Genomic DNA, 25,987 nt, shown 5'->3' with positions numbered 1-25,987 from the left:
GGGCAGGATCTTCGGGGTGAGCGAGGGGCGCTTCCGCGAGCATCAACGCTGCGCCAGCACCCAGCGCGCCAGCAGCTTGGCCTCGGCCTCGTTCACGGTGGGACGCTCCGATTGGTCGGGCATCTTGGCCTTGGCCCAGTGCGGACCGCCCGTGGCCGCACTCCCCTGCTGGATGGTGCGGACCAGGCTGGCCTCGGCATCCTGGCGATCCTTCCAGAAGGCCGCAATCTTCCTGAAGGACGGTGCCGCACCGTCTTGCTTGAGCGCATGGCAACCCATGCATTGCTTCTCCTGCGCGAGCTTGTCGCTGGCCAAGGCCAGGCCAGGCAGCCCCATGGCGACCAGAGTCGCGAGCACCAGAGACGTCTTCATAGCGGACCTCCGTAGCAGATGGTCCTGCCAGACTAGGGCCGCGCCCCGTCCACGTTTTGCGCGAGATCAACACCGCCGCAGATGGGCCCTCAGGATGCACATAGAGTCCAGGCTGCCATGCCAAGCCGCCGCGCCTCGTCGATCGCCATCTGCTCCCTCGTTCCCCAGACTGAGTGCCTGCCCGATGCCCATGCCGCCGGCCAGGCGCTGCGGGCGGCCAGGCCCGAGCAAGGCGCGTGCTTCTTGGTCAATAGCGCGCTGGCCTGATGCTGCAGCTCCTGCATCACGACGAGCACCTCGTCGCCATCGACAAACCGCCGGGCCTGCTCGTCCACCGCACCCAGCTCGCCGCCGGCGAGGACGAGGCGGCGCTGCAGCAGCTGCGCGACCAGCTCGGCCAGACCGTCTGGCCGGTGCACCGGCTGGACCGCGGCACCTCGGGCGTGCTGCTGTTCGCGTTGTCGGCCGAGGTCGCGTCGCTGCTGGGCGCGATGTTCGAGCAGGGGCAGATGGACAAGCGCTATCTGGCACTGGTGCGAGGTTGGCCGCACGAAGACGACGGCCTCGTCGACCATCCGCTGGCACGCGATCCCGAGTTGCCTTCCGCCGGCCAGACCATGCTGGAGGCGCAGACGCGCTGGCATGTGCTGCAACGGCTGGAGTGGCCCATCACCACCGACCCACGCTTTGCGACGACGCGCGTCGCGCTGCTCGAGGCCGAGCCCATGCAAGGCCGCCGCCACCAGATCCGCCGCCACCTCAAGCACATCGCCCATCCCATCCTGGGCGACGCAACGCACGGCAAGGGGCCGCTGAACCGTGCCGTGGCGGCACACCTCGGCATGCAAAGGCTGTGGCTGCATGCACGCGAGCTGAGGCTGGTCCACCCAATCACCGGCACAACGCTGCATTTGGAGGCGCCGACGGGGCCTGGCTGGCCCTGACGAGAGCCTGTCGCCTCGGCGATGGCCACGCAGCCGCCGGAGGCTCAGAATCGGTCGTTCCATCCAAAAGCAGGAGACACCCCATGGCCATCCAGGGCATCAAGTCGCTCTACGAACAACGCGGCCCGGTGCCGCAGGACGTCATCGGCGCGGTGCCGTTCGATGTGCCCGAGCCGGCCGCAGGCCAGGCGGTCGTCGCCGTGCTGGCCGCGCCCATCAACCCCTCGGACGTGCTGATGCTGACCGGCGGCTACGGCATCCTGCCGCCGCTGCCGGCCGTGGGTGGCAGCGAGGGCGTGGGCCGCATCGTGGCCGTCGGCGAAGGCGTGACTCATCTCAACGTTGGCCAGACCGTGCTGCTGCCCGCCGGCAGCGGCACCTGGGCCAGCCACCTCATCGCCGATGCCAAGCGCCTCGTGCCGCTGCCGCCGGGCGCCGATGCGCAGCAGCTGTCCATGCTGACCGTCAACCCGGCCACGGCCTCGCTGATGCTGTCGGAGTTCGTCGATCTGCAACCGGGCGACTGGGTCATCCAGAACGTCGCCAACTCGGGCGTCGGTGGCTACCTCACGCAACTGGCCAAGCTGCGCGGCCTGCGCACCGTCAACATCGTGCGGCGCGAGGGCGCCGCGGCCGTCGTCAAGGCCGATGGCGGCGACGTCGTGCTGGTGGACGGCGATGACCTGAACAAGCGCGTCAAGGACGCCGTGTCAGGCGCACCGATTCGCCTGGGCATCGATGCCGTCGGCGGCAAGGCCACCAACCGGCTGGCCATGTGCGTGGCCGAGGGCGGCACCGTCGTCAACTACGGGCTGATGAGCGGCGAGCCCTGCGTGGTGTCGCCGCAGTCCTTCGTCTTCAACGACCTGACCTTGCGCGGCTTCTGGCTGGCCAAGTGGTTCAAGGTGGCCTCGCGCGAGGCCCAGATGGCCCTCTACGGCGAGCTGACCAGGCTGATCGCCACCGGCCAGCTGAAGGCGCGCATCCACGCCACCTACCCCGTCGAGCAGATCAAGGAAGCGATTGCCGCCGCAGCCACCGGTGAGCGCGACGGCAAGATCCTCGTCGTGCCCAAGCATGGCTGAGATCGCGCTGATCACCGGCGCCTCCTCGGGCATCGGAGAGGCGCTGGCGCATCGGTTCGCGCGCGCCGGCCACGACCTGGTGCTGGTGGCGCGCAGCGAGGACAAGCTCAAGGCGCTGGCGAAGGCCTTGGTCGACGAGCACGGCATCAAGGCCTGGGTGGCGCCGGCCGACCTCAGCCAGCCCGGCGCCGCCGAGCGCCTGGCGGCGGCGATGAAGCGCTCGCGCCGGCGCATCGACGTCCTCGTCAACAACGCCGGCGTGCTGGAGCATGGCGAGTTCACGGCCATGCGCAGCAGCCGCCACCGCGAGCTGATCGACCTCAACGTCAGCAGCCTGACCGAGATGCTGGCCCACTTCCTGCCACCCATGCAGGCGCGCGGCTCGGGCCGGGTGCTGAACGTCGCCTCCATCGCGGCCTTCCAGCCCATTCCCATGCTGGCCACCTATGCCGCCACCAAGGCCTATGTGCTGTCGTTGACGGAGTCCCTGTCCGAGGAACTGCAGGGCAGCGGCGTGACCATCACGGCGCTGTGTCCTGGCATCACGGCCACGTCCATGCTGGACAAGGCCCAGGCCGGCAGCAGCGAGCTGGGCGGCCTGCCCGGCTTCGTCATCGGTACGGCCGAAGCGGTGGCCGATGAGGGCTTCGAGGCCTGCATGGCCGGCGACGTCATCCGCGTGCCGGGCGTGCTCAACCTGGCCGCGACGCTGGCCGGCCGCAGCACGCCGCGCTGGCTGCTGCGGCGCGTGACGGGCGCAATGTCGCGTCGGCTGAAGCGCTAATGCTTCAACGGCGCCGCGCCCAGCCAGCGGGCGCGGATGCGCTGCAGCTCGCCATTCGCCTCCAGCCGCTGGATGGCGCGGTTGAAGGCGCGCAGGTCGGCCTCGGTCATGGACTTGCGGCTGAGCTTGTAGGTCACCGGGTCGCGCAGCAGCACGATGGGCAGCTCGATCAGCGGCACGTCGGCGGAGCGCGCCGCAAAGGCGATGGCAACGCTGTCGCCCAGCAGCACATCGCCACGGCCCAGCTGCATCAGCTGCACGCCCTTGGCGTATTCCTCGAACCAGGTCAGCAGGCCGCGCGCCGCGAAGTCGTTGATGATGGCGACGCTGGCCGGCCCACGGTGCGTGACCAGGCGCAGGCCGGCGCGCAGCAGCTCGTCCAGCGAGCGCACGTCCATGCGGGCCTCGTCGGCGCGCATGAAGACGCCCAGCACCTCGTCGCGGTAGGGCCGCGTGTACCACGCTGCGTCGCCGGGGCGCGGCGTGGCGGCGACCAGCAGGTCCAGCTCGCCGTCGACCAGCATGGGCAGGCGGCGGTTGCGCGGCACCTCGCGCACATAGTCGATGCGGCAGCCAGCTTCCCTGGCCACGGCGGCCAGCAGCTCGGTCTCCAGGCCGGTGTGACGGCCATCGGCCATGAAGGAATAGGGCCGCCAGTCCTCGAAGGGCACGCGCAGCGGGTGCTTGCAGGCGCACTGACCCGCCAGCGGCGCGAGCAGCATCAGCACAAGCAGCAATCGTCGCAACATCGGAGCCTGACCTTGGGCGGCTTTCGGCGCAGGATAGTCCCGGGCGCTCAGCGAGCCAGCACCTTCACTTCCAGGCCCGAAGCCTGGCCCTGCCAGCGGTAGAGCTTCTGCGTGGCGACCTGGAAGTCCTCGGGCCTGGCGCTGCGGATGGGCACGAAGGTCTGCGGGTTGCGGTCGATCAGCGGGAACCAGCTGCTCTGCAGCTGCACCATGATGCGGTGGCCGCGGCGAAAGCTGTGGTTGACGTCCTGCATCTCGACACGCAGTTCCTCGACCTGACCGGGCACCATGGCCTCGGGTGTCTCGAAGCCCTTGCGAAAGCGGCCGCGCAGCGGGTCGCCGCGCACCAGCTGCTGGTAGCCGCCCAGCGGTGCCTCGGGCGGCTCGACGTCCTCCGTGCGCTTCTTGCGCTTCCTGGCGCCCTCCTCTTCCAGCTCGGCCGGATAAACGTCGATGAGCTTGACGACCCAGTCGGCATCACTGCCCGACGTCGACGCGAACAGCCGCGCGACGACGGGGCCGACCAGGGTCACGTCGTCTTCCAGCACCTCGCTGCGGTAGGTCAGCACATCGGGCCGCGTGGCCGCGAAGCGCTGGTCGCTGACCATGTACTCCTGCGGCACGCCCAGCGATGTGTAGCCGATGTAGGGCACGGGCTTGTTGGGGTCGCTGACCCAGCTGTCGAAGGCCGGCTGGGCCGTGTCGGGCGGCGCGAAGCTGAGCTTGCCGCCGGGCGCGAAGTAGAGGGTGCGCGCCTGGGCCTCCTGGGGCGGCCAGGCGTCGTAGCGACGCCAGACATTGGTGCCGGTCTCGAAGACGGTGGCCTTGGCGATCGGCGTCTTGGGTGTCACCTCACGCAGATGCTGCTCGAAGAAAGGCAGCAGCACGTCCTTCTGGAACTGCTCGGCCGTGGCTTGGTGAAACTGCACGCGGCCCAGTTGACGGCCCGGCGCACCGACCCAGCCGCCGTGCACCCAGGGGCCCATGACGAGGCGGTTGTCGGTCGCGGGGCTTTGCCTGGCGATGGCGCGGAAGGTGCGCAGCGGGCCGGCCAGGTCTTCGGCGTCGAACCAGCCGCCCACCGTCAGCATGGCGGCGCGAATGTTCTTCAGATGCGGCAGGATGGCGCGCGATTTCCAGAACTCGTCGTAGCGGTCATGCTCGAGCTGGGTGTCGAAGTAGGGGTTGGGACCGCCGTCCTTGGCCATGCGGGCGGCCATCGCGTCGAGGTTGGTGAACTGCAGGAAGTATTCGTAGCCGTCCAGCGTTGCCCAATCGAACTGCGGCCACTGCTTGGGCGGTGGCACCGGCGCCTGCTGGGGCTTGAAGCCGGTGTAGAAGCCGAAGTTGGCGGCCAGCATGAAGGCGCCGCCGTGGTAGCTGTCGTCGCCCTTGAAGAGGTCGCCGATGGGCGCCTGCGGCGACGCGGCCTTGATGGCTGGGTGCGAGTCGATGACCGAGGCCGCGGCATAGAAGCCCGGATAGGAAATGCCCCACAAGCCGACGCGGCCGTTGTGGCCGGGCACGTGGTCGAGCAACCACTGCACGCTGTCGTGGGTGTCCGAGCTTTCATCGAACTCGGACGACAGCTTCTTGCCCGGCTGGTGCGGCGTCATCTCGATGAAATGACCTTCGGACAGGTTGCGGCCGCGCACGTCCTGGCAGACGAAGATGTAGCCGGCCTTCAGGAAGTCCTCGTTGGGCGCCAGGCCCTTCACGCCATCACGGTCCACGCCATACGGCCCGCAGCCATACGGCGTGCGCACCATCAGGAAGGGATAGCGCCGGCTCTGGTCCTTGGGCACGTAGACGGCGGTGAACAGCTTCTTGCCATCACGCACCGGGATGCGGTACTCGTACTTGGTGTAGTGCTCGCGCGGCTCGTAGGCCGGCTTGGAGTCTTCGTCGTTGGCTTGGGCCGCGGAGGCGGCCAGGGCCAGCAGCAGGAGGGAAGCGCGCAGCAGGGACATCGTGGCGGATGGCGGATGAAAGACAGGGACGGAGTCTGACACCGCCCGACCAGGCATCCGCGGTAGGCTGGCGTATCGCCAGGTAAAGGGAGGCTGCACCATGAAGATCGACACCCGGGCCTACCGGGCCGCGCCCGAGCAGAAGGTCAAGCTCAAGCAGTGGGCCACGCGCGTCGACCCGCTCTACAGCGACAAGGCCGACTACGAGCGCCAGCTGGAGGGCCATGTCGGCCGGCTCGCCGAGCTGCAGAACCTGCTCTACGCCCACAACCGCTACGCGCTGCTGCTGATCTTCCAGGCCATGGACGCGGCGGGCAAGGACGGGGTCATCAAGCATGTGATGTCGGGCGTGAATCCGCAGGGCTGCCAGGTCTTCAGCTTCAAGCACCCCAGCGCCCAGGAGCTGGACCACGACTTCCTGTGGCGCACCACGCAATGCCTGCCCGAGCGCGGCCGCATTGGCATCTTCAACCGCTCCTACTACGAGGAAGTGCTGATCGTGCGCGTGCACCCCGAGATCCTCAAGGCGCAGTCCCTGCCCAAGGAGGCAGCGCGCGCGCCGGCCATCTGGCCGCAGCGCTACGAGTCCATCAACAACCTCGAGCAGCATCTGCACCGCAACGGCACGCGAGTGCTGAAGTTCTTCCTGCACCTGAGCAAGGACGAGCAGCGCCAGCGCTTCCTGGCGCGGCTGGAAGACCCGGCCAAGAACTGGAAGTTCACCGCCGACGACATGGCCGAGCGCGAGCTCTGGCCTCAATACCAGCAGGCCTATGGCGAGATGCTGGGTGCCACCAGCAGCGCTGAGGCGCCCTGGCATGTGGTGCCGGCGGACGACAAGCGCAATGCGCGCCTCATCGTCTCCCAGACCATCGTCGAGGCCCTGGAAGCCCTGAAGATGAGCTATCCCGAGCCGACGCTGTATGCGGCCGAACTGGCCGCGATCAAGAAGCGCCTCAGCCGAACTTGACGGCGTAGACCGGCGGCAGATGCGCGGACACGGCCTGCCAGCTGTCGCCACCGTCGCCACTGGCCCAGACACCGCCCGTCGTCGAACCCATCATCAGCTGCTCGCCCTCGTCATCCACCGCCAAGCCGTGGCGGAAGATCAGGTCGTAGCAGTGCTGCTGAGGCAGGCCCGTGCGCAGCACGTCGAAGCTCTTGCCACCATCCCGCGTGCGTGTCACGCACAGGGCGCCGTCGACCGGGATGCGGCGCTCGTCCTTGACGGCCGGCACGAACCAGGCCGTCTGCGGGTCGGCCGGGTGCGCAGCGACCGCGAAACCGAAGCTCGAGGGCTGGGCCTGCAGTTCCTCCCAGGTGGCGCCGTTGTCGCTGCTGCGGAAGATGCCGCAATGGTGCTGGCACCAGAGCACATCGGGCTCGGCGCGGCAGCGGGCGATCAGGTGTGGGTCCTGCGAGTTCTCGTCGCCGGCCAGTTCGGGCGGCATGAAGTCGGCGCGCATGCCCTTGGCGCGCAGGCCCCAGCTCTGGCCGCCATCGGTGGTGCGCCAGGCACCGCCGCAGGACACGCCCACCAACAGCTCGTCGGCGTTCTGCGGATGCGGGCAGATGGAATGCAGGGCCGGTGCCGGGTTGCCGCCGCCCATCCACTGCAGGCGGCGCGGGTCATTCCACAGCGCCTCGTCCAGCGTCCAGGACTCGCCCCGGTCGCGGCTGACGAAGAGGCCGCCCGGCACGGTGCCGCACCAGATCGCATCGCCGGAACGCTCCAGCGAGAAGACATGGTCGAGCTTCCAGGCCGGGCCTTCCGAGCCCTCGGGCTGGGGCGGGAAGCTGGGCGCCGACACCTCCTTCCAAGTCTTGCCGGCATCGTCGCTGGCCTGCAGCTTGGCGCCGAAGTGGCCCAGGTTGAGGCCGGCCAGCATGCGCCCGGAGGCGTCGGGCGGCAGCAGCATGGTGACCGGGTCGGCCACGAAGCTGAGGTTCTCGATCTGCCAGGCACCGCCACGGCGGCGCAGTTCGAAAAGGCCTTTGCGGGTCGCGGCCCAGGCGCGGTCAGTCATGGTTCAACCTCCGGACAAAGCTTGCAAAACATGGATGCGGCTGTCGGCCCGCAAGGGGTCGCTCAGGCCGCGCAGGTCGCGCGCCCGTTTGCCGTCGATGAAGACGACCACATTGACGCGCAGATGGCCCTGCTCGTCGAGGATGTAGCCCCGCAGCCGCGGCTGCTCGGCAAAGGCAGCGTCCAGGGCTTGGCCGAGGGTGGCGGCCTCACACTGGCAGGACGGCGCGTCCACGAAGCGGCGCAGCTGGGGGGTGAATTCGACAAGGGCCATGGAGATACGACGAATGACAGCGGTTCAATTCGACGCCACGTATCCCTCAAATATCCCCGGGCTTACCCGCACGGACAGAATGCGGCCAATGAATTCCGGTGTCCTCTTCGCCCTCGGCGCCTATCTGAGCTGGGGGCTGTTCCCGCTCTACTTCCGCCAGATCGCTTCCATTCCGGCCCTGCAGATCGTCGCCCACCGCACGCTGTGGTCGCTGGCCTTCGTGGCCGTCGTGCTGCTGGTGACGCGCAATCTCTCCTGGCTGAAGCAGGTCAGTGCGGCGACCTGGCGGCGCTTTGCGGTGTCGGCCACGCTGATCGCCATCAACTGGCTGACCTATGTCTGGGCCGTCGGCAACGGCCACGTCGTTGACGCTGCGCTGGGCTATTTCATCAACCCGCTGGTCAATGTGGCCCTGGGCTTTGCCGTGCTGCACGAGCGCCCGCGGCGGGTGCAATGGCTGGCGGTGGGCCTCGCGGCGTTTGGCGTGGTCTGGCTGACGGTGGCCGGCGGCAAGCTGCCCTGGGTGGCCCTGGTGCTGGCGCTCAGCTTCGGTCTCTACGGCCTGATGCGCAAGACGGCGGCCCTGGGCGCCATCGAGGGGCTGACGTTGGAGACCTTGGTCCTGGCGCCGTTGGCCGCGGCCGGTTTGATCTGGTGGTCGCAGGACGGCAGCATGGCCGGCCAGACGGCTGTGGACTGGGCCTGGTTGATCGGCACCGGGCCGGTGACCGCTGGCAGCCTGTTGCTGTTCGCAGCCGGCGCGCGGCGCATCCCGCTGGCGACGCTGGGTATCGTGCAGTACGTGTCGCCGTCGCTGCAATTCCTGCTCGGCGTCTTCCTGTTCAAGGAGGCCATGGACGCGACCCGGCTGGTCGCCTTCGGCTTCATCTGGGCGGCCCTGGCCGTCTACAGCGCGGAAGGCCTGTGGCAGACCCGCCGCGCTCTGCAGGTCAAGCCGGCTTAGCTGCGCATCAGATAGTCGAAGGCGCCGAGAGCCGCCTTCGCCCCATCACCGGCGGCGATGATGATCTGCTTGAAGGGCACGGTCGTCACGTCGCCGGCGGCGAACACGCCGGGGACCGAGGTGGCGCCCTTGGCGTCCACGATGATCTCGCCGTGCTTGCTCAGCTCCAGCGTGCCGCGCAGCCACTCGGTGTTGGGCACCAGGCCGATCTGCACGAAGCAGCCGTCGACTTCCACGCGCTTCGCTTCGCCACTGATGCGGTCGGTGTAGTTCAGGCCGTCCAACTTGCCATTCGTGCCGGTGAACTCGGTTGTCTGCGCGTTCACGATGATGGTGACGTTGGGCAGGCTCCGCAGCTTCTTGACCAGCACCGCGTCGGCACGCAGCTCGGCGCCGAACTCGATCAGCGTCACATGCTTGACGATGCCGGCCAGGTCGATGGCGGCCTCGACGCCCGAGTTGCCGCCGCCGATGACGGCGACCGGCTTGCCCTTGAACAGCGGGCCGTCGCAGTGCGGGCAGTAGGCCACGCCCTTGTTCTTGTACTCGGCTTCGCCGGGCACGCCGACATTGCGCCAGCGGGCGCCGGTGGACAGGATGACGGTCTTGCCCTTGAGCTTGGCGCCGTTGGCCAGTTCGACCTCGACGAGGCCGCCGGGTTGGGCCGCGGGCGTCAGCTTCTCGGCGCGCTGCAGGTTGTGGATGTCGACCTGGTAGTCCTTGACATGGCCTTCCAGCGCGGCGGCGAACTTGGGGCCGTCCGTCACCGACACGGAGATGTAGTTCTCGATGCCCAGGGTGTCGTTGACCTGGCCGCCGAAGCGCTCGGCCGCCACGCCGGTGCGGATGCCCTTGCGAGCCGCGTAGACGGCCGCGGCAGCGCCGGCGGGGCCACCGCCGATGATGAGCATGTCGTAGGGCTGCTCGGCGTCCAGCTTCTTGGCATCGCGGGCGGCGGCGCCAGTATCGAGCTTGGCAACGATCTCCTCGAGCGACATACGACCCGAGGCGAAGGGCTGGCCGTTCAGCCACACGGCCGGCACGGCCATGATCTCGCGCGCCTCGACTTCCGACTGGAACAGGCCGCCGTCGATGACGGTGGTGCGGATGCGCGGGTTGACGATGGCCATCAGCGACAGGGCCTGCACGACGTCGGGGCAGTTGTGGCAGGTCAGGCTCATGTAGATCTCGAAGTCGAGATCCAGGTCCAGGGCCTTCACGGCATCGATCTGGGCCTGCTCGACCTTGGGCGGATGGCCACCGGTCCACAGCAAGGCCAGCACGAGCGACGTGAACTCATGGCCGAGCGGGATGGCCGCGAAGCGCAGGCTTTGCTCGGTGCCGGTGCGGCGCAGCAGGAAGGACGGCGTGCGCGTGTCGACGCCGTCGGCGCGGAACGAGATCTTGTCGTTCATGCCGGCGATCTCTTCCAGCAGCTCGCGCATCTCGTTGCTCGAGGCGGAGTTGTCGAGAGAAGCGACGATCTCGAAGGGGAGCTTGACGTGGTCCAGATAGCCCTGGAGCTGGGTCTTCAGTGCGGCGTCCAACATGGAGAACTTCCTTTCAGTAAGGCGTGGCGACATCGGCCACTGCTGAAAGAGTCCCCGGTGTGGAGGCTCTTTCAGCAGAACCTGTGAGGCTCTGCGAGAGGAAGGAGCCCTCCCGGGCTCCTTGCGAACAGCATCTTGATCAGTTGAGGTCGGAGCTTGCCGCTGCGCGACAAGGTCCAACCCGCAAGGTCATCAGATCTTGCCGACCAGATCCAGCGACGGAGCGATCGTGGCGGCGCCTTCCTTCCACTTGGCCGGGCAGACCTGGCCAGGGTTCTTGGCGGTGTACTGGGCAGCCTTCAGCTTGCGCAGCGTTTCCGACACGTCACGGGCGATCTCGTTGGAGTGGATCTCGGCCGTCTTGATGACACCTTCGGGGTTGATGACGAAGGTGCCGCGCAGGGCCAGGCCTTCTTCGGGGATGTGCACGCCGAAGGCATTGGTCAGGGTGTGGGTCGGGTCGCCGACCAGGGGGAACTTGGCCTTGCCGACGGCCGGCGAGGTCTCGTGCCACACCTTGTGCGAGAAGTGGGTATCGGTCGTGACGATGTAGACCTCGGCGCCCATCTTCTGGAACTCGGCGTAGCTGTCGGCCGCGTCCTCGACTTCCGTCGGGCAGTTGAAGGTGAAGGCGGCCGGCATGAAGATCAGCACGGACCACTTGCCCTTCAGGGTCTCGTCGCTGACGGTGATGAACTTGCCGTTGTGGAAGGCTTCGGTCTTGAAGGGCTGGACTTGCGTGTTGATCAGGGACATTTGAGAAAGCTCCCGTGGGGGCTGGGTTGATGGGATAGGTAGAACTATATCGGATTGACGTTTTCGGTTGAAAACATTAATCAAATCGGCGTTATTGAGTCAACCTATCGACCACCACCCCACCCGGCCGGGGTGGGTGGCAGCGTTTCAGGCTTCGTAGCGACGGTCGTAGAGCTGGTGCGGGCTGAGCTTCACGCGCAGGACCTGCGCGGCCACGAGGCCCGTGATGGCGTGCTCGGCCGTCGCCGTGTCGCGCCTGACCGGAGAGCCTAGGGCATCCCCATGACGGTTCATGACGGCGCTGACGATGGGCGTGTTACCCGATGACCCGCGGCGCACCGCCACGGCGACCTCGCCACTGGCCAGCTTGACCAGGGTGCCGGGCGGGAACATGCCCAGCTCCTTGACCAGCAGGGCCGCGAAGGGGTGACCGTTGCTGCCGGTGTAGAGGGTCTTGGCCGCCTGGGGCGCCGGCAGCCCGGCGCGTCCGCCGCGGCTGGCCAGCTTGGCCAGGAAGATGTCGACGAGGCGCAGCAGCTGGGCCGTCTCGTCGGGCTCGGCCAGGCCTTGCGGGTAGCCGCCACCGCCCGGCTGCTCATGGTGCTGGGCCACGGCGGCCAGCCATTCGGCGTCGTCCAGGCCGGCATTGCGCAGCCAGGCCACGGCCTCGTCGGGGTGGCGGTCGATGGCGGCGCGCTGCGGCGGCGCCAGCTTGCCGCCGCGCGAGGCCAGCCGCCCCTGCAGGTCGATGATGGAGAGGTTCATCGTCAACGCTGCGCCGACCAGGCTCTTCTGGCGCTCCGGCGTCCAGCCCAGGCGCCGCGACAGCACGGCGCAGACGGCGCCCGTGTGCAGCAGATGCGCCAGCCCATACACCTCGTGACGACTGTGATCATGTTGAATGACCACGAACAGCATCTGGTCGGTGAAGCGCTCGGCCCAGGCGATGAGCTGGCCGGCGCATTCCTTCACCTTGGGCAGGAAGAGGGTCTCCTGCGGCGCACGCAGCAGCACCGAGAGCCGCGTCTGCAGCGCCTCCCAGCGGCCGAAGAAGTCCTCGCTGCCCGCGCCGCTATCGCTGCCACGTGCCGAGGCGGCGTGCACTTCCTCGATGTCGACGAAGACGCCCCGGTTCAGCAGCGCCTCGCGCATCTGCTCGCTGGGCACCGGCTGGCCCTTGGCGAGCAGCAGCTTGCCCTCGGCGTCTCGCACCCCGAAAGGCAGGGGCGCTCCGGCCTTGATATGACCGGCCACCTGCTGAATGGGGACGAGTTTCATGGCCGGATGATCTCCGGACTTCGGCGCGCCCCGCAGCGGAGAAACGCTCAGGTTTCCAGCGCCAGCAGCTCCTCGACAGTCTGGCGACGGCGGATCAGGCGGCTGGCTTCGCCATCCACCAGCACCTCGGCAGCCAGCGGGCGGCTGTTGTAGTTGCTGGACATGGAGGCACCGTAGGCCCCGGCGTCATGGATGACGAGCAGATCGCCGACGCGTGCCGCCGGCAGATCGCGGGTCAGCACCTCGCCGCCCGGCCCTTGCGTGAACACATCGCCCGACTCGCACAGCGGGCCGGCCACCACGGCGGGCTGCCCGGGGCCACCGGCGCCGATCAGGCTCATGGCGTGGAAGGCGCCATACATGGCCGGGCGCATCAGCTCGTTGAAGCCCGCGTCCACCAGCACGAAGCGATTCGCGCCGGCGTTCTTGACCGCCCTCACCTCGGCCAGCAACACGGCGCTTTCGGCGACGAGATAGCGGCCGGGCTCCAGCTCCAGCTTCAGCGCATGGCCGACGAGGGCTTCGGACTCGCGGCGGGCGGCGTCCCAGAGGCCGAAGTAGTGGGCCACGTCGATGCGCGCATCGCCGTCGCGGTAGGGAATCGACAGGCCGCCGCCGGCCGAGATGGCCTGCAGGTCATGGCCGGCCGCGACGGCCTCGCGCACCAGACCCACCATGGCCTGGCCGACCTGGGCCAGGTGCTCGTAGTCGACGCCCGAGCCGATGTGCATGTGCAGGCCCACGAGCTTGAGCCCGTGCTTGCGGATGGCCGCCAGCGCGGCGCCCAGGTCCGCATGCCAGATGCCATGCTTGCTGTGCTCGCCGCCGGTGTTGGTCTTGTGGCTGTGGCCATGGCCGAAGCCGGGGTTGATGCGCAGCCAGACGGCGTGGCCGGGAGACGCAGCGCCGAGCTGGTCCAGCATGTCGATGGAGCCGGCGTTCACCGGGATGCGGTGCTCGACGACCGTGGCCAGCGTGGCGTGGTCCAGCAGGTCGGCCGTGAAGACGATGTCTTCGCCACCCGCGGTATAGCCCGCGGCCAGGGCGCGCAGGATCTCGCCGCGCGACACCGAGTCGACCTTGACGCCGGCTTCGCGCAGCAGCTTCAGGATGTGGATGTTGGAGCAGGCCTTTTGCGCGAAGCGCACGACGTCGAAGCGCCGCAGCGAGGCGGCGCGCTCGCGGATGGTGGCGGCGTCGTAGACCCACAGCGGCGTGCCGTGTTCGGCAGCGAGCGCTTGCAGGCGGGCGGGGTTCAGGGCGGCGGGCAGGGGCTTGGTCATGGTTTACAGCATGCGCTTCGCATCCCATTCAATCAAATTGAAATTTGTGCTGCGACAATTCAATCCTGATATGGATATCCAGCACCGCCACATCGAGGTCTTCCGCGCCGTCATGACGGCCGGCAGCGTCACCGGCGCCGCCGCGTTGCTGCACACCTCACAGCCGACCCTGAGCCGCGACCTGGCCCGGCTGGAGCAGTTGTTGGGCTATGCCCTGTTCGAGCGCGAACGCGGCCGGCTCAAGGCGACTTCCCGGGCGCGGGCCCTGTTCGACGAGGTGGAACGCAGCTTCCAGGGCCTGGCCCGCGTCATCGAGCGGGCTGAAGCTCTCGGGCGAGACGACGACACCGAGCTGGGCGTGCTCTGCCTGCCGGCCCTCAGCCATGCGCTGCTGCCGGCTGCCGTGGCGGCGCTGCGGGCCGAGCACCCGTCGGCCCGGGTCAGCATCACGCCGGCCGAGTCGCCGCTGCTGGAAGCCTGGATGAGCGAGCAGCGCTACGACCTGGGCCTGGCCGAAACCACCCAGCCCACGCCGGGCGTGCAGCTCAGCACCCTGCTGGAGGCCGACGAGGTCGCCGTGCTGCCGGCCGGCCACCGGCTGGCCGCCAAGCCGCGCCTGGCGCCGCGCGACTTCGCCGGCCAGGACTTCGTCAGCCTGGCGCCGGACGACCCCTATCGCCGCGAGATCGACGCCCACTTCGCCGCGGCCGGCGTGCAGCGCCGAATGGGCGTGCAGACCCACAGCGCCGTCGCCGTCTGCGCGCTCGTGCAGACCGGTTTGGGCGTGGCCATCGTCAATCCGCTGACCGCCAAAGCCTGTTCGGGTTCCGGCCTGGTGGTGCGCCCTTTGACCTTCTCCATCCCCTACCGGGTGAGCTTGCTGCAGCCTCTGCATCGCCCCGTCCACGAAGGGGCAGCCGCCCTGGCCCGCATGCTCCAGGCGCAGTGCGGCTGATGGGTTAGGGAGATACCACTTCTACCCCCTCTAGACTGCGCGCCTTTCGACCTGCCGGAGCGCTCATGTCCCGCCGTCATCGCATCATTTTCGCCACCGCCTTCGCGGCCTTCGGCATGGCCGTTCAGGCCCAGGAAGCGACCAGCCCGCCGGTCGATGCGGCCATCGTGGCGGCGGCGCTGCCGGTGGCGCTGGAAGCCGTCTACGAGAAGCCCCAAGGCTTCGGCATCGCGCCCTTCACGCCCGTGGTGGTGTGGGCGGAAGGGCTGACCGTGCCGGCCACGCTGCGAGTCTTCGACACGCCCGTGACGCTGCGCTCCCGCGCCCAGGCCCGCGACGAGCAGCGGGCCTGGTTCGTCTACCTCGGTTCGGTCACCCAGACGCCCGAAGGCCTTCAGCTGCGCTACTCCAAGCCCTACAACGGCCAGGGCGGCACGGTGACGCTGAAGCTGGAGGACGGCGCCTGGAAGGCCGTGAGCAACTCGAAGATGCATTCTTCGTCCGGCGCTCGCGCCTTCTACGGTGAGCTGTACGACGGCGTCAAATGCCGCGACGGCAGCGAGATGGCCCTGCGTTGGAACGGCCTCATCGACGCCATCGACGCGATGCGCACCCGCCGCGAACGCAAGAGCGACGCCGACCTGCCCAAGAGCTGCCCGGGCGACAGCTTCCCCGAGGTCGCCGCCTACCGCCAGATGAAGATGTTGCTGGCGCCTCGCTGAGGAGGCGCGGGCGCTCAGCCGCGCTCGTTCGCGGCGCGCACGACGCTGGGCTTGGCGCCGAAGCGCTTGACGATGCTGGCCTCGATGCCGGCAGCGTCCAGGCCGCACAGGCTCATCAGCTTGGCCGGGTCACCATGCTCGACGAACTCGTCGGGCAGACCCAGCTGCAGCACCGGCACGTGGATGCCGGCGGCGCTCAGCGCTTCGGTGACGGCACTGCCGGCGCCGCCCATGATGCAGCCGTCCTCGACCGTGACGATGGCGTCATGGGTGCGCGCCAGCTCGGCCACCAGCTCGGCGTCCAGCGGCTTGACGAAGCGCATATTGGCCACGGTCGCGTCCAGGCGCTCGCCCACTTCCAGGGCCGGGTAGAGCAGCGTGCCAAAGGCCAGGATGGCGACGCGGCGGCCCTTGCGGCGCACCTCGCCCTTGCCCCAGGGCTGGGCCGTCATGGCCTTGACGGGCACGACGCCGACGCCAGCGCCGCGCGGGTAGCGCACCGTCACCGGGCCGTTGTGCATGAAGCCGGTGTAGAGCGCCTGACGGCATTCATCCTCGTCGGCCGGCGTCAGCACGGCCATGTTGGGAATGCAGCGCGTGTAGGCGATGTCGTAGTTGCCGGCATGCGTCGCGCCATCGGCGCCGACGAGGCCGGCGCGATCCAGCGCGAACAGCACGGGCAGGTTCTGGATGGCCACGTCATGGACCAGCTGGTCGTAGGCGCGCTGCAGGAAGGTCGAGTAGATGGCGACAACGGGCTTGATGCCCTCGCAGGCCAGGCCGGCGGCGAAGGTGACCGAGTGCTGCTCGGCGATGCCGACGTCGTGATAGCGCTGCGGGAAGCGCTTGTGGAACTCGACCATGCCCGAGCCCTCGCGCATCGCCGGCGTGATGCCCACCAGGCGCGGGTCGGCCTCGGCCATGTCGCAGAGCCAGTCGCCGAAGACCTGGGTGAAGGTCGTCTTCGGCGGCGTGGTCGGCTTGACGAAGCCCACCGCCGGGTCGAACTTGCCCGAGGCGGCGTGGTACTTGACCGGGTCGGCCTCGGCCAGCTTGTAGCCGGCGCCCTTCTTGGTGACGATGTGCAGGAACTGCGGGCCCTTCTTGTCGCGCAGGTTCTCCAGCGTCGGGATCAGCGACTCCAGGTCGTGGCCGTCGATGGGGCCGACGTAGTTGAAGCCGAACTCCTCGAAGATGGTGCCGGGCACGACCATGCCCTTGGTGTGCTCCTCGAACTTGCGCGCGAACTCGTAGAGCGGCGTGTTCTTCAGCATGCTCTTGGCGCCTTCGCGCGCCGCGGCATAGAAGCTGCCGCTCATCAGGCGGGCCAGGTATTTGTTCAGCGCGCCGACCGGCGGGCTGATGGACATGTCGTTGTCGTTCAGGATGACGAGCAGGTCGCCCATCAGGCCGCCATGGGCCACGCCGGCGTTGTTCAGCGCCTCGAAGGCCATGCCGGCCGTCATCGAGCCGTCGCCGATGATGGCCACGGCCTTGTTGTTCTCGCCCTTGAGCTTGAAGGCCATGGCCATGCCGTGGGCGGCCGAGATGCTGGTGGACGAGTGGCCGGTGCCGAAGGTGTCGTACTCGCTCTCGTCACGGCGCGGGAAGCCACTGATGCCGCCCAGCTGGCGCAGGCCCGGCATGCGGTCGCGACGGCCGGTCAGCACCTTGTGCGGATAGGTCTGGTGGCCCACGTCCCACACCAGGCGGTCGTCCGGCGTGTTGAAGACGTAGTGCAGGGCCACCGTCAGTTCGACGGTGCCGAGGTTGGAGCCGAGGTGGCCACCGGTCTTGGAGACGCTCTCCAGCACATAGGCGCGAACCTCGTCGGCCAGCTTGCGCAACTCGGTGCGCGGCAGCCGGCGCAGGTCCGCCGGGCTGTCGATGCCTTGCAGCAGCGTGTATTCCATGGCGGTCCTTGGTTCAGTTGTCCCGCTCGACGACGGAGTCGGCCAGCAGGCTCAGATGGCTGACGTCGGCCAGGCCACTGGCGACCAGGGCCGCCTTGGCCTCGGCGCGCAGTTGCTGGGCCAGGGTGCGCGCGGCGGCGATGCCCAGCACGCTGACATAGGTCGGCTTGTTCGCATCCTGATCCTTGCCGGCCGTCTTGCCAAGCACGGCGGAATCCTGGGTGACATCCAGGATGTCGTCGACGACCTGGAAGGCCAGGCCCAGGGCCGCGCCGTAGTCGGACAGGGACTGGGTTGCCTGTGCCGAGGCCGGCCCGCAGGCTGCGCCCATCATGACACTGGCCTGCAACAGCACGCCGGTCTTGCGGCGGTGCATGTCGCGCAAGGTGCATTCATCCAGGGCCTTGCCGATGCTGGCCAGGTCGATGGCCTGGCCGCCGGCCATGCCGTCGTAGCCAGCCGAGCGGGCCAGCAGCGAACACAGCCGCGCCTGCAGAGCGGGAGCGATGCCGGAGTCCGGCGTCAGCACCTCGAAGGCCAGGGCCTGCATGGCGTCGCCGGCCAGCATGGCCTGGGCTTCGCCATAGGCGACGTGGGTGGTCGGCTTGCCGCGGCGCATCACGTCGTCGTCCATGCAGGGCATGTCGTCGTGCACCAGCGAATAGGCATGGATGAGCTCGACCGAGCAGGCCGCGCGCATGGCGGCGAAGCTGTCGCCGCCCACGGCCGCGCAGCTGGCCAGCACCAGCAGGGGGCGCAGGCGCTTGCCGCCGCCCAGCACCGCATAGCGCATGGCCTCGCCCAGGCCGGCCGGTGCGCCGGCGGGGACGAGATCGTCGAGAGCCGCTTCGAAGGCCGTCAGCGACGCCTGCACCCAGCGGTCAAAGTCCTGTGCATTCAAGATTCGGGGCCCTCCCAGGCCTTCAGTTCGGCACCATCCAGCAGCCTAACCTGCTGTTCGACTGCCGTCAGCCGGCCGCGGCACAGTGCCAGCAGCTCGGCGCCGCGCTTGTAGCTGTGCAGGAGCTGGTCCAGCGGCAGCTGCTGCCCCTCCATGGCCGCCACCAGTCGCTCCAGCTCGTCGAGCGCCTGCTCGTAGCTGAGGTCGGCATCGCCGTCGGTCGCGGCGGCCTTGGTGCGGGGAGAGGTCTTGGTCATTTCAAAGCGCGAAACGCTGATTGTAGTCAGCGGGTTTTGCCATTCCCGCACAAGCCAGCCGTGTCTTCCGTCTACAGCCAGCCGGGCATGGGTAGAATCCCGGACCTCTCGCCCGAGCGCGCGCCCGCGCGACTCCCGATCTCCACCACACAAGCAACCTGGCCGACTCGGCAACCCCGAGATGCGCCGGAGGGACGCAGCACCCCTACTCCGCCTGAAAGACCCGCCTGGATCATGTCCGACCTGAGCCTTCCCGTCTCGGCGCTGAAACGCAGCCAGACCCAGCTCCCGGTGAGCGCCTATTTCGATACCGATCTGTTCCAGCGCGAGCAGGCCAGCATCTTTCAGCGAGGGCCCCGCTACGTCGGCCATGCACTGGCCGTCCCTGAAATCGGTGACCACTACGCCTTGCCCCAGGAAGGCGAAGGCCGCGCCCTGGTGCGTTCGGCCCAGGGGATCGAGCTGATTTCCAACGTCTGCCGGCATCGCCAGGCCGTCATGCTGCGCGGGCGCGGCAACACCCAGGCCAATATCGTCTGCCCCTTGCACCGCTGGACCTATTCCCACCAGGGCGAGCTGATCGGTGCCCCGCATTTCGACCACGACCCCTGCCTGAACCTGAACCGCTACCCGCTGCGGGAATGGAACGGCCTGCTGTTCGAGGACAACGGCCACGACGTCGCCGCCGAACTGGCCAGGCTGGGCACGCGCGCCCAGCTCGACTTCTCCGGCTATGTGCTCGACAAGGTCCAGGTCCACGAGTGCAACTACAACTGGAAGACCTTCATCGAGGTCTACCTCGAGGACTACCACGTCGGCCCCTTCCACCCCGGCCTCGGCGCCTTCGTCAGCTGTGACGACCTGGCCTGGGAATTCGGCAAGCACCACTCGGTGCAGACGGTGGGCGTGCACCAGGGGTTGGAGCGCCCCGGCTCGCCCGTCTACCAGCGTTGGCACGACGAGCTGCTGAAGTACCGCGAGGGCCGCCCGCCCGAGGCCGGCGCCATCTGGCTGACCTACTACCCGCACATCATGGTCGAGTGGTACCCGCATGTGCTGGTCGTGTCCACGCTGCACCCGGTATCGCCCGAGAAGACGGTCAACCTCGTCGAGTTCTACTACCCCGAGGAAATCGCCGCCTTCGAGCGCGACTTCGTCGAGGCCCACCAGGCCGCCTACATGGAAACCTGCGTGGAAGACGACGAGATCGCCGAGCGCATGGACGCCGGCCGCAAGGCCCTGATGATGCGTGGCGACAACGAGACCGGGCCCTATCAAAGCCCGATGGAAGACGGCATGCAGCACTTCCACGAGTGGTACCGGCAGCAGATGGACTACACCGGCTGATGCCCGCGCCCCTGCTCATGGTGGCGGCGACGCTGCTGTTCGCCACCATGGGTGTCTGCGTCAAGCTGGCCAGCGAGTTCTACGCGGCCAGCGAGATCGTCATGTACCGCGGCCTGGTCGGGTCGATCATGATGGCCCTGCTGTCGCACCGCGCCGGCATCAGCCTCAAGACCCGCCTGCCCGGCATGCATCTGTGGCGCAGCATCTCCGGCGTCACCTCGCTGTGCCTGTGGTTCTACGCCATCGGCAAGCTGCCGCTGGCCACGGCCATGACGCTGAACTACATGTCCTCGGTCTGGATGGCCCTCTTCCTGCTCGGCGGCGCCGTGCTGATGGGGGCCCAGCGCCTGGACTGGCGGCTGATGGCCTCGGTGCTGCTGGGCTTCGTCGGCGTGGCGTTGATCCTGCGCCCGACGCTGGACCAGCAGCAGCTCTGGCACGGCCTGGCCGGCCTGCTGTCCGGCATGATCGCCGCGATGGCCTATCTGCAGGTCACGGCCCTCGGCCGCGTCGGCGAGCCCGAACTGCGCGTCGTCTTCTACTTCTCGGTCGGCGGCTGCGTGGCCGGCGCCCTCATCACGGCAATAGCCGAAGGCGGCCTGCACAGCCACACGCTGTGGGGCGCCAGCCTGCTGCTGGCCGTGGGCGTGCTGGCCACCACCGCCCAGGTCTGCCTGACGCGCGCCTATTCCATCGGCCGGCCGCTGGTGAATGCCTGCCTGCAATACCTGGGCATCGTGTTCTCCTTCGTCTACGGCATGCTGCTGTTCAAGGACCCGCTGACCTGGCATGCCTTCTTCGGCATGCTGCTCATCATCGGTGCCGGCATCGGCGCGACGCTGCTGCGCGGCAAGGTCGCCCCGCCCGCGAAAGACAGTCAGTTCAACCCCGCTGATTCATGAAGCCCTTCACCACCCTGATCTCCCCCGCCGAACTGCGCACCTTGCAGGACCCGCTGGTCATCGAGTGCAGCTTCGACCTCGCCGACACCGATGCCGGCGAACGCGCCTATGCCGCCGGCCATATCCCCGGCGCCTTCTATCTGCACCTGGACCGCGACCTCTGCGGCGACAAGACAGGCCCCGATGGCGCCTTCCGCGGCCGCCACCCCCTGCCCGAGCGCGAGACCTTCGCGGCCCTGATGCGCCGCCTGGGCCTCCGTGCGGGTCGCCAGGTCGTCGCCTATGACCGCCAGGGTGGCCCCTACGGCGCCCATCTGTGGTGGATGCTGCGCTGGCTGGGCCACCCGCAAGTCGCCGTGCTGAACGGGGCCTGGGACGGCGAGATGACAGCCGAGTTGCCCACCGCCACGGCCAGCGACTGGCAGCCGGGCGAGCCCCTGGTCGGCCAGATCGATGCCGCCACCCTGCTGAAGAAGCTCGGCACCGTCCGCCTCATCGACGCCCGCGCCGCCGAGCGCTTCCGTGGCGAGGTCGAGCCGCTGGACAAGGCGGCCGGCCACATCCCTGGCGCCAGCAACCGCTTCTTCAAGGACAACCTCGGCGCCGACGGCCGCTTCAAGCCGGCGGAGCAACTGCGCGCCGAGCTGCAGCCCCTGGCCGCCGATGTCGTCGTGCATCAGTGCGGCTCGGGCGTCACCGCATGTCACAACCTGCTCGCCATGGCCTACGCCGGCCTCGGCGACGGCTTGTTGTATCCGGGTTCGTGGAGCGAATGGTCGTCCGACCCAGCTCGCCCCATCGCCAAGGGCTGACGCACAAAGGCTTGATCTCCGACAAGCATTCCGGCCCCCGATGCGCCACACTGTGGTTCCCCGCAACGACTGGAGGACCGAATGTTCAAGCGCATCCTCGTCCCCACTGACGGCTCCGACATCACCGCCCACGCGGTGGACACCGCCATCCAGCTCGCCAAGGTGCATGGCGCCCAGCTGCTGACGCTGAGCGTCATGGAGCCCTTCCCCTACAGCGCGGTCTCCGAGATCCAGCCCGTGCCGCCGCAGGAATTCATCGACGCCCAGCTGCGCGTCGCCACCCAGCGCGTCGAGGCCGTCAGCGCGTCCGCCGCGGCGCAAGGCCTTTCATGCAAGGCCAGCACCGTCGAGGCCCTGCACGCCTGGGAAGCCATCGTCGACCACGCCAAGACCGAGAACGTCGACCTCATCGTCATGGCCTCGCACGGCCGCAAGGGCTTCGCCGCCCTGCTGCTCGGCAGCGAGGCGCAGAAGGTGCTGACCCACATCGAAACGCCGGTGCTCATCGTCAAATGATGCCCGCTGGGCCCGGCGCGCCCTCGCGGCGCACCGGTCCTGCGGCAGGTCGCGGTGGGCTTGGCGGGTGCCGGATCAGTTCCGGACCGCGACCACCAGCGTGTCGGCCTCCACACCGTCCCACGTCGGCATCGCACCATCGAAAGACGCCGGCACGGGCTCGGCGTTTGCCACCACCTCGGGAGGCAGGGCGGCCACGACCGCTGCGCAGCACAGCACAACACCCAGGGCGGCAAGCAAGGTGTCGAACAGGGCGACGAAGAACTCGAGGACGGGCAGGCTTTTCATGGAAGGCTTTCGACGAGGCGCTCGCAAGCGGCGCGGATGGAAAGCCGTCACTGTCGTCAGCGCAGGTATCACCCCCGTTTCCCACCGCGACCGCTGCGTTTCAAATGTTCTGCCGGGCAGCGTGAATGAAAGAAGTCCTTGTGCTTCAGTTGCGCGACGCCTTCATCAAGCCGCGCCCACCGGCGCCACCCTTGCCGAAGACGAACGCACGCCCATCACCGCCACCGCCGCCACCAGGCAGGCCCCGCCCGCGACGAACAGCGCCGGCGAATAGGACAGCATCACCGAGCGCGTGAAGCCGGCGCCGAAGGCCGCCGTGGCCGCGCCGAGCTGGTGGAAGGCGAACACCCAGCCGAACACCAGCCCCGCGCGCGCCGGCCCGAAGACCTGCGCCGCCAGCTTGACGGTGGGCGGCACGGTGGCGATCCAGTCCAGCCCATAGAAGATGGCGAAGGTGGAGAGGCCGGCGACCGTGAAGTCCGAATACGGCAGCCAGAACAGCGACAGCCCGCGCAGGCCGTAGTACCAGAACAGCAGCTTGCGGTTGTCGAAACGGTCCGACAACCAGCCCGACAGCGTCGTGCCGACGAGGTCGAACACCCCCATCATGGCCAGCACCGAAGCCGCTGGCACCGGCCCCAGGCCGCGGTCGCCGCACAGCGAGATGAAATGGGTCTGCACCAGGCCGTTGGTACTCAGGCCGCAGATGAAGAAGCTACCGGCCAGCACCCAGAAGGCCGGCACGCGCGCGGCGCTCGCCAGCGTCTCGAAGGGCAGCTTCCAGGTCGGCTTGGGGCCGGCGGCCGCAGCGGGCATGTCGGCGGTGGCGCCGTAGGGCAGCAGGCCCAGGTCGCCGGGTGAGTTGCGCACCAACAGCATCACCAGCGTGGCTACAACGCCGGTGGCGATGACCACTGGCCATAGCGCCGCACGCCAGCCGTGGTTTTCGATCAGCCAGGTGGCCAGCGGCAGGAAGACGAGCTGCCCCGTCGCGCTGCTGCCCGCCAGCAGGCCCATGACCAGGCCCTTGCGCTCGACGAACCAGCGATTCACGACCGTGGCGCCCAGCACCATGGCCGTCATGCCCGTGCCCAGGCCCAGCACCACGCCCCACAGCACAAAGGCCTGGCCGAGACTGTGCATGAACATGCCCAGCAGCAGCGTGCCACCGATGGTCAGCGACGCCAGCGTGACGACATGGCGCACGCCGAAGCGCATCAGCAGCACGGCCGCGAACGGGCCCAGCAGCCCGAACAGCGCGAAGCGCGTCGCGAACACCGACGACAGCTCCGTCGTGCTCCAGCCGAACTCCTTGGTCAACGGCTGCAGCAGCGCACCGGGCAAGCCCAGCGCCGCCGACGTGACCAGCATGGCCAGGAAGGTCAGCGCGGCCACCACCCAGGCGTAGTGGATGCCGCGGCGCTGCAGCCACTGGGAAAGACGGGAAGCCAGCATCACATCACCTCGGCAAGTTTTGATTGCGATTGATCTCAAAACACAATGGTATCAGTCATAATCAAAAACATGCAATCACCCTGCCCTGCCCAAGCCTTTGCGGGAGCGATGAAGCCATGAAGGTCACCAAGGAACAGTCCGAACTCAACCGCCTGGCGCTGCTGGACGCGGCGGCCAAGTTGTTCAAGCAGCACGGCATCGACGGCGTCGGCGTGGCCGACATCTGCAAGGCCGCCGGCCTGACGCATGGCGCGCTGTACAAGCATTTCGCCGACAAGCAGGACCTGGCCGCCCAGGCCTTCGCCCACAGCTTCCGCAAGGGTTTCGACTGGACCACCAAGGCCGGCAGCGGCAAGACGCCCACGCTGGCCACCTACCTCGACCAATACCTGAGCCGCCGCGTGCGCGACGACCAGGCCGCCGGTTGCCCGGTCGTCACCTCGGCCTGCGACACCGGCCGCCAGAGCGAGGCCGTGAGCCAGAGCTACACGGCCGGCTTCCTGGAGCTGCGCGAGGGCCTGCAGGCCGTGCTCGATCCGCAGGGCATGGACCCATCCAAGGCCACCCTTGCCGTGGCCGCCCTCATCGGCGCCATGGCCCTCTCGCGCGGCGTCGCCAAGACCGACACCGCCCTGGCCAACGAGGTACTGAAGCAGGTGCGCGAGCAGATCGAGAAGCTGGCGGATTGAAACCGCGTTGTCCGGCCCGATCTACGTCCGCAATCGGCGCCGCGCAGTGCGCCAACCCGCGGCTCTTGCACTGAATTCAAGACCACCATGATCCTCGTCTGCCCCCAATGCGGCACCCGCAACCGCGTGCCGAATGAACGCCTCGCCGACGACCCGACCTGCGGCCACTGCGGCGGCCCCGTCGCACCGCGCAAGCCCTTGGCGCTGGGCGACGCCGACCTCGGCCCCTATCTGCAGGGCACCGAGGCCCCGGTGCTGGTGGACTTCTGGGCCGCCTGGTGCGGCCCCTGCCGCAGCTACGCGCCGCACTTCGAGCAGCTCGCCAGCGCCCGGCCCGACATCCGCTTCGTCAAGGTGGACAGCGATGCGGCTCAGCGCAGCGGTGCCAGCCTGCAGATTCGAAGCATTCCGACGACGGTGCTGTTTGTGGGTGGGCGCGAAGTGGCGAGGCAGAGTGGGGCGATGACGGCGGCGCAGCTTGGGGCTTGGTTGGACAGGGCGCTTCGCTAGCTGGTCATCGCTGGCGCCTTCCCGAGGCTCGCCGCGGGCCGCGACGAGATGCGCCGCGCGGTGTTCGATGCGCTGTGCGCGGGACCTGTGGGATCCAGCCAAAAGGCGGAAAAGGGCTAGAACACCTAGCCCTCAATTCCCTCTCAATACCCGGCGCCGCAACATCTTGCTCATTCGCCTCGCGAACGAAAGCTTCGCCCCGACATGGCACTAGGGGAAGCGTACGAGGAATGTCGCCAGTGCCGTTACGCGCTACGAGTACAACGGCCTCGGGCATGTCACCCTGCTGAACGAACTGGCTGCTCAACTGGGCGGTGATCAGACCTGGGAACGCAGCGATGTCTACTACGACAACCTGGGGCGAGAAGTCCGTCGCCTGGGCGTGGCCTTCATCGACTGGCAGAACGCCAGCGTGCGGCCGACCGCCAACCTGGAATACAACGGTCTGGGTGACGTGACCCGCCGCATCCAGCGAGGGCTTGACGACGCCGTCGAAACCGATGACCGCATCACACGGTACGAATATGACGCCAACGGCCTGTTGGTGCGCTCGACCGACCCGAGCGGCGCTGCGACGCAGTACGAATACGACGGCCAGGGCGGGCTGGTCAGACGAACCAGCCTGAACGTGCTTCGCTCGGATGCGACGAGCCGCAACCTCGTCCATCGGTATGCGCTGGACGCC

General features: G+C 68.3%; 27 protein-coding genes. 13 read left to right on the top strand and 14 right to left on the bottom strand.

The window, feature by feature from the left end:
- Positions 1-42: 42 nt before the first annotated feature.
- The gene (locus AC3WOE_RS23990; RefSeq protein ID WP_492693909.1) at positions 43-372 is read right to left on the bottom strand and encodes a c-type cytochrome; all 330 of its coding nucleotides are present in this window, start codon (positions 370-372) and stop codon (positions 43-45) included.
- Positions 373-638: 266 nt separating this feature from the next.
- Here AC3WOE_RS23990 and AC3WOE_RS23985 point away from each other — a divergent pair, with 266 nt between their 5' ends.
- The 3 genes from AC3WOE_RS23985 to AC3WOE_RS23975 all read left to right on the top strand — a co-directional run bounded on the left by AC3WOE_RS23985 (position 639) and on the right by AC3WOE_RS23975 (position 3,185).
- Positions 639-1,316: a pseudouridine synthase gene (locus AC3WOE_RS23985; RefSeq protein WP_492693908.1), complete on the top strand. Its 678-nt coding sequence runs from the start codon at positions 639-641 to the stop codon at positions 1,314-1,316.
- Positions 1,317-1,399: 83 nt separating this feature from the next.
- Positions 1,400-2,401, top strand: coding sequence for a zinc-dependent alcohol dehydrogenase family protein (locus tag AC3WOE_RS23980; RefSeq protein WP_492693907.1), 1,002 nt, complete (start codon positions 1,400-1,402; stop codon positions 2,399-2,401).
- A complete protein-coding gene (locus AC3WOE_RS23975; protein WP_492693906.1) occupies positions 2,394-3,185 on the top strand; it encodes an SDR family NAD(P)-dependent oxidoreductase in 792 nt (263 codons plus the stop codon). The genes AC3WOE_RS23980 and AC3WOE_RS23975 overlap by 8 nt, the downstream gene beginning before the upstream one ends.
- Here the strand turns inward: AC3WOE_RS23975 and AC3WOE_RS23970 are convergent.
- Positions 3,182-3,934, bottom strand: a complete 753-nt coding sequence (locus AC3WOE_RS23970) for a substrate-binding periplasmic protein (protein ID WP_492693905.1) — start codon at positions 3,932-3,934, stop codon at positions 3,182-3,184. The genes AC3WOE_RS23975 and AC3WOE_RS23970 overlap by 4 nt on opposite strands.
- Positions 3,935-3,981: 47 nt before the next feature.
- Positions 3,982-5,904: a CocE/NonD family hydrolase gene (locus tag AC3WOE_RS23965; protein WP_492693904.1), complete on the bottom strand. Its 1,923-nt coding sequence runs from the start codon at positions 5,902-5,904 to the stop codon at positions 3,982-3,984.
- Positions 5,905-6,004: 100 nt separating this feature from the next.
- Between AC3WOE_RS23965 and AC3WOE_RS23960 the strand changes: the two genes are divergently transcribed.
- On the top strand, positions 6,005-6,874 hold the full coding sequence (locus AC3WOE_RS23960; protein ID WP_492693903.1) for an ADP-polyphosphate phosphotransferase: 870 nt from the start codon (positions 6,005-6,007) through the stop codon (positions 6,872-6,874).
- On the opposite strand, the gene AC3WOE_RS23955 is transcribed toward AC3WOE_RS23960, so the two are convergent.
- Together AC3WOE_RS23955 and AC3WOE_RS23950 are read right to left on the bottom strand one after the other, a co-directional pair.
- A complete protein-coding gene (locus AC3WOE_RS23955) occupies positions 6,861-7,931 on the bottom strand; it encodes a WD40/YVTN/BNR-like repeat-containing protein (protein ID WP_492693902.1) in 1,071 nt (356 codons plus the stop codon). The genes AC3WOE_RS23960 and AC3WOE_RS23955 overlap by 14 nt on opposite strands.
- 3 nt (positions 7,932-7,934) lie before the next feature.
- A complete protein-coding gene (locus AC3WOE_RS23950) occupies positions 7,935-8,204 on the bottom strand; it encodes a MoaD/ThiS family protein (protein WP_492693901.1) in 270 nt (89 codons plus the stop codon).
- Between the two features lie 88 nt (positions 8,205-8,292).
- Between AC3WOE_RS23950 and rarD the strand changes: the two genes are divergently transcribed.
- Positions 8,293-9,168, top strand: a complete 876-nt coding sequence (rarD, locus tag AC3WOE_RS23945; RefSeq protein WP_492693900.1) for an EamA family transporter RarD — start codon at positions 8,293-8,295, stop codon at positions 9,166-9,168.
- On the opposite strand, the gene ahpF is transcribed toward rarD, so the two are convergent.
- From ahpF to lysA, 4 genes are all read right to left on the bottom strand, one after another.
- The gene (gene ahpF, locus AC3WOE_RS23940; protein WP_492693899.1) at positions 9,165-10,718 is read right to left on the bottom strand and encodes an alkyl hydroperoxide reductase subunit F; all 1,554 of its coding nucleotides are present in this window, start codon (positions 10,716-10,718) and stop codon (positions 9,165-9,167) included. The genes rarD and ahpF overlap by 4 nt on opposite strands.
- A 192-nt stretch (positions 10,719-10,910) precedes the next feature.
- Positions 10,911-11,474, bottom strand: a complete 564-nt coding sequence (gene ahpC / locus AC3WOE_RS23935) for an alkyl hydroperoxide reductase subunit C (RefSeq protein WP_119045100.1) — start codon at positions 11,472-11,474, stop codon at positions 10,911-10,913.
- Positions 11,475-11,621: 147 nt separating this feature from the next.
- On the bottom strand, positions 11,622-12,752 hold the full coding sequence (locus AC3WOE_RS23930; protein ID WP_492693898.1) for an HD-GYP domain-containing protein: 1,131 nt from the start codon (positions 12,750-12,752) through the stop codon (positions 11,622-11,624).
- A gap of 47 nt (positions 12,753-12,799) precedes the next feature.
- Positions 12,800-14,035, bottom strand: a complete 1,236-nt coding sequence (gene lysA / locus AC3WOE_RS23925; RefSeq protein WP_492693897.1) for a diaminopimelate decarboxylase — start codon at positions 14,033-14,035, stop codon at positions 12,800-12,802.
- Between the two features lie 70 nt (positions 14,036-14,105).
- On the opposite strand from lysA, the gene AC3WOE_RS23920 reads away from it, so the two are divergent.
- The gene (locus AC3WOE_RS23920) at positions 14,106-14,990 is read left to right on the top strand and encodes a LysR family transcriptional regulator (RefSeq protein WP_492693896.1); all 885 of its coding nucleotides are present in this window, start codon (positions 14,106-14,108) and stop codon (positions 14,988-14,990) included.
- Positions 14,991-15,055: 65 nt separating this feature from the next.
- The gene (locus AC3WOE_RS23915; protein WP_492693895.1) at positions 15,056-15,712 is read left to right on the top strand and encodes a hypothetical protein; all 657 of its coding nucleotides are present in this window, start codon (positions 15,056-15,058) and stop codon (positions 15,710-15,712) included.
- Positions 15,713-15,726: 14 nt separating this feature from the next.
- On the opposite strand, the gene dxs is transcribed toward AC3WOE_RS23915, so the two are convergent.
- From dxs to xseB, 3 genes are read right to left on the bottom strand one after another with little or no spacing between them, the layout of a single operon-like run.
- Positions 15,727-17,625 (bottom strand): 1-deoxy-D-xylulose-5-phosphate synthase, encoded by a 1,899-nt coding sequence (gene dxs, locus AC3WOE_RS23910; RefSeq protein ID WP_492693894.1) that lies wholly within the window; start codon positions 17,623-17,625, stop codon positions 15,727-15,729.
- 13 nt (positions 17,626-17,638) lie between these two features.
- Positions 17,639-18,526 (bottom strand): polyprenyl synthetase family protein, encoded by an 888-nt coding sequence (locus AC3WOE_RS23905; protein WP_492693893.1) that lies wholly within the window; start codon positions 18,524-18,526, stop codon positions 17,639-17,641.
- The gene (xseB, locus tag AC3WOE_RS23900) at positions 18,523-18,783 is read right to left on the bottom strand and encodes an exodeoxyribonuclease VII small subunit (protein WP_310262216.1); all 261 of its coding nucleotides are present in this window, start codon (positions 18,781-18,783) and stop codon (positions 18,523-18,525) included. The genes AC3WOE_RS23905 and xseB overlap by 4 nt, the downstream gene beginning before the upstream one ends.
- Before the next feature lie 234 nt (positions 18,784-19,017).
- Between xseB and AC3WOE_RS23895 the strand changes: the two genes are divergently transcribed.
- From AC3WOE_RS23895 to AC3WOE_RS23880, 4 genes are all read left to right on the top strand, one after another.
- Entirely contained in the window at positions 19,018-20,130 is a 1,113-nt protein-coding gene (locus AC3WOE_RS23895) for an aromatic ring-hydroxylating oxygenase subunit alpha (protein ID WP_492693892.1), read from the top strand.
- A complete protein-coding gene (locus AC3WOE_RS23890) occupies positions 20,130-21,032 on the top strand; it encodes a DMT family transporter (protein WP_492693891.1) in 903 nt (300 codons plus the stop codon). The genes AC3WOE_RS23895 and AC3WOE_RS23890 overlap by 1 nt, the downstream gene beginning before the upstream one ends.
- A complete protein-coding gene (locus AC3WOE_RS23885) occupies positions 21,029-21,844 on the top strand; it encodes a sulfurtransferase (RefSeq protein WP_492693890.1) in 816 nt (271 codons plus the stop codon). The genes AC3WOE_RS23890 and AC3WOE_RS23885 overlap by 4 nt, the downstream gene beginning before the upstream one ends.
- 81 nt (positions 21,845-21,925) lie before the next feature.
- Positions 21,926-22,360 (top strand): universal stress protein, encoded by a 435-nt coding sequence (locus AC3WOE_RS23880; RefSeq protein ID WP_492693889.1) that lies wholly within the window; start codon positions 21,926-21,928, stop codon positions 22,358-22,360.
- A gap of 75 nt (positions 22,361-22,435) precedes the next feature.
- On the opposite strand, the gene AC3WOE_RS23875 is transcribed toward AC3WOE_RS23880, so the two are convergent.
- Together AC3WOE_RS23875 and AC3WOE_RS23870 are read right to left on the bottom strand one after the other, a co-directional pair.
- A complete protein-coding gene (locus tag AC3WOE_RS23875; RefSeq protein WP_492693888.1) occupies positions 22,436-22,648 on the bottom strand; it encodes a hypothetical protein in 213 nt (70 codons plus the stop codon).
- A 165-nt stretch (positions 22,649-22,813) separates the two neighbouring features.
- Positions 22,814-24,103, bottom strand: a complete 1,290-nt coding sequence (locus AC3WOE_RS23870) for an MFS transporter (RefSeq protein WP_492693887.1) — start codon at positions 24,101-24,103, stop codon at positions 22,814-22,816.
- Between the two features lie 116 nt (positions 24,104-24,219).
- Between AC3WOE_RS23870 and AC3WOE_RS23865 the strand changes: the two genes are divergently transcribed.
- Both AC3WOE_RS23865 and trxC read left to right on the top strand, forming a co-directional pair.
- A complete protein-coding gene (locus AC3WOE_RS23865; RefSeq protein ID WP_492693886.1) occupies positions 24,220-24,792 on the top strand; it encodes a TetR/AcrR family transcriptional regulator in 573 nt (190 codons plus the stop codon).
- Positions 24,793-24,879: 87 nt separating this feature from the next.
- The gene (gene trxC, locus AC3WOE_RS23860; RefSeq protein ID WP_492693885.1) at positions 24,880-25,302 is read left to right on the top strand and encodes a thioredoxin TrxC; all 423 of its coding nucleotides are present in this window, start codon (positions 24,880-24,882) and stop codon (positions 25,300-25,302) included.
- Positions 25,303-25,987 lie beyond the last annotated feature (685 nt).

It is taken from the genome of Roseateles sp. FW305-36, from assembly GCF_058787015.1.
This window is presented reverse-complemented; position numbering and strand designations above follow the sequence as displayed.

Excerpts from the sequence above, each read along its gene's own strand:
- AC3WOE_RS23990 (WP_492693909.1), bottom strand. The coding sequence starts at position 372 with ATGAAGACGTCTCTGGTGCTCGCGACTCTGGTCGCCATGGGGCTGCCT.
- AC3WOE_RS23985 (WP_492693908.1), top strand. The coding sequence starts at position 639 with ATGCTGCAGCTCCTGCATCACGACGAGCACCTCGTCGCCATCGACAAA.
- AC3WOE_RS23980 (WP_492693907.1), top strand. The coding sequence starts at position 1,400 with ATGGCCATCCAGGGCATCAAGTCGCTCTACGAACAACGCGGCCCGGTG.
- AC3WOE_RS23975 (WP_492693906.1), top strand. The coding sequence starts at position 2,394 with ATGGCTGAGATCGCGCTGATCACCGGCGCCTCCTCGGGCATCGGAGAG.
- AC3WOE_RS23970 (WP_492693905.1), bottom strand. The coding sequence starts at position 3,934 with ATGTTGCGACGATTGCTGCTTGTGCTGATGCTGCTCGCGCCGCTGGCG.
- AC3WOE_RS23965 (WP_492693904.1), bottom strand. The coding sequence starts at position 5,904 with ATGTCCCTGCTGCGCGCTTCCCTCCTGCTGCTGGCCCTGGCCGCCTCC.
- AC3WOE_RS23960 (WP_492693903.1), top strand. The coding sequence starts at position 6,005 with ATGAAGATCGACACCCGGGCCTACCGGGCCGCGCCCGAGCAGAAGGTC.
- AC3WOE_RS23955 (WP_492693902.1), bottom strand. The coding sequence starts at position 7,931 with ATGACTGACCGCGCCTGGGCCGCGACCCGCAAAGGCCTTTTCGAACTG.
- AC3WOE_RS23950 (WP_492693901.1), bottom strand. The coding sequence starts at position 8,204 with ATGGCCCTTGTCGAATTCACCCCCCAGCTGCGCCGCTTCGTGGACGCG.
- rarD (WP_492693900.1), top strand. The coding sequence starts at position 8,293 with ATGAATTCCGGTGTCCTCTTCGCCCTCGGCGCCTATCTGAGCTGGGGG.
- ahpF (WP_492693899.1), bottom strand. The coding sequence starts at position 10,718 with ATGTTGGACGCCGCACTGAAGACCCAGCTCCAGGGCTATCTGGACCAC.
- ahpC (WP_119045100.1), bottom strand. The coding sequence starts at position 11,474 with ATGTCCCTGATCAACACGCAAGTCCAGCCCTTCAAGACCGAAGCCTTC.
- AC3WOE_RS23930 (WP_492693898.1), bottom strand. The coding sequence starts at position 12,752 with ATGAAACTCGTCCCCATTCAGCAGGTGGCCGGTCATATCAAGGCCGGA.
- lysA (WP_492693897.1), bottom strand. The coding sequence starts at position 14,035 with ATGACCAAGCCCCTGCCCGCCGCCCTGAACCCCGCCCGCCTGCAAGCG.
- AC3WOE_RS23920 (WP_492693896.1), top strand. The coding sequence starts at position 14,106 with ATGGATATCCAGCACCGCCACATCGAGGTCTTCCGCGCCGTCATGACG.
- AC3WOE_RS23915 (WP_492693895.1), top strand. The coding sequence starts at position 15,056 with ATGTCCCGCCGTCATCGCATCATTTTCGCCACCGCCTTCGCGGCCTTC.
- dxs (WP_492693894.1), bottom strand. The coding sequence starts at position 17,625 with ATGGAATACACGCTGCTGCAAGGCATCGACAGCCCGGCGGACCTGCGC.
- xseB (WP_310262216.1), bottom strand. The coding sequence starts at position 18,783 with ATGACCAAGACCTCTCCCCGCACCAAGGCCGCCGCGACCGACGGCGAT.
- AC3WOE_RS23895 (WP_492693892.1), top strand. The coding sequence starts at position 19,018 with ATGTCCGACCTGAGCCTTCCCGTCTCGGCGCTGAAACGCAGCCAGACC.
- AC3WOE_RS23890 (WP_492693891.1), top strand. The coding sequence starts at position 20,130 with ATGCCCGCGCCCCTGCTCATGGTGGCGGCGACGCTGCTGTTCGCCACC.
- AC3WOE_RS23885 (WP_492693890.1), top strand. The coding sequence starts at position 21,029 with ATGAAGCCCTTCACCACCCTGATCTCCCCCGCCGAACTGCGCACCTTG.
- AC3WOE_RS23880 (WP_492693889.1), top strand. The coding sequence starts at position 21,926 with ATGTTCAAGCGCATCCTCGTCCCCACTGACGGCTCCGACATCACCGCC.
- AC3WOE_RS23875 (WP_492693888.1), bottom strand. The coding sequence starts at position 22,648 with ATGAAAAGCCTGCCCGTCCTCGAGTTCTTCGTCGCCCTGTTCGACACC.
- AC3WOE_RS23870 (WP_492693887.1), bottom strand. The coding sequence starts at position 24,103 with ATGCTGGCTTCCCGTCTTTCCCAGTGGCTGCAGCGCCGCGGCATCCAC.
- AC3WOE_RS23865 (WP_492693886.1), top strand. The coding sequence starts at position 24,220 with ATGAAGGTCACCAAGGAACAGTCCGAACTCAACCGCCTGGCGCTGCTG.
- trxC (WP_492693885.1), top strand. The coding sequence starts at position 24,880 with ATGATCCTCGTCTGCCCCCAATGCGGCACCCGCAACCGCGTGCCGAAT.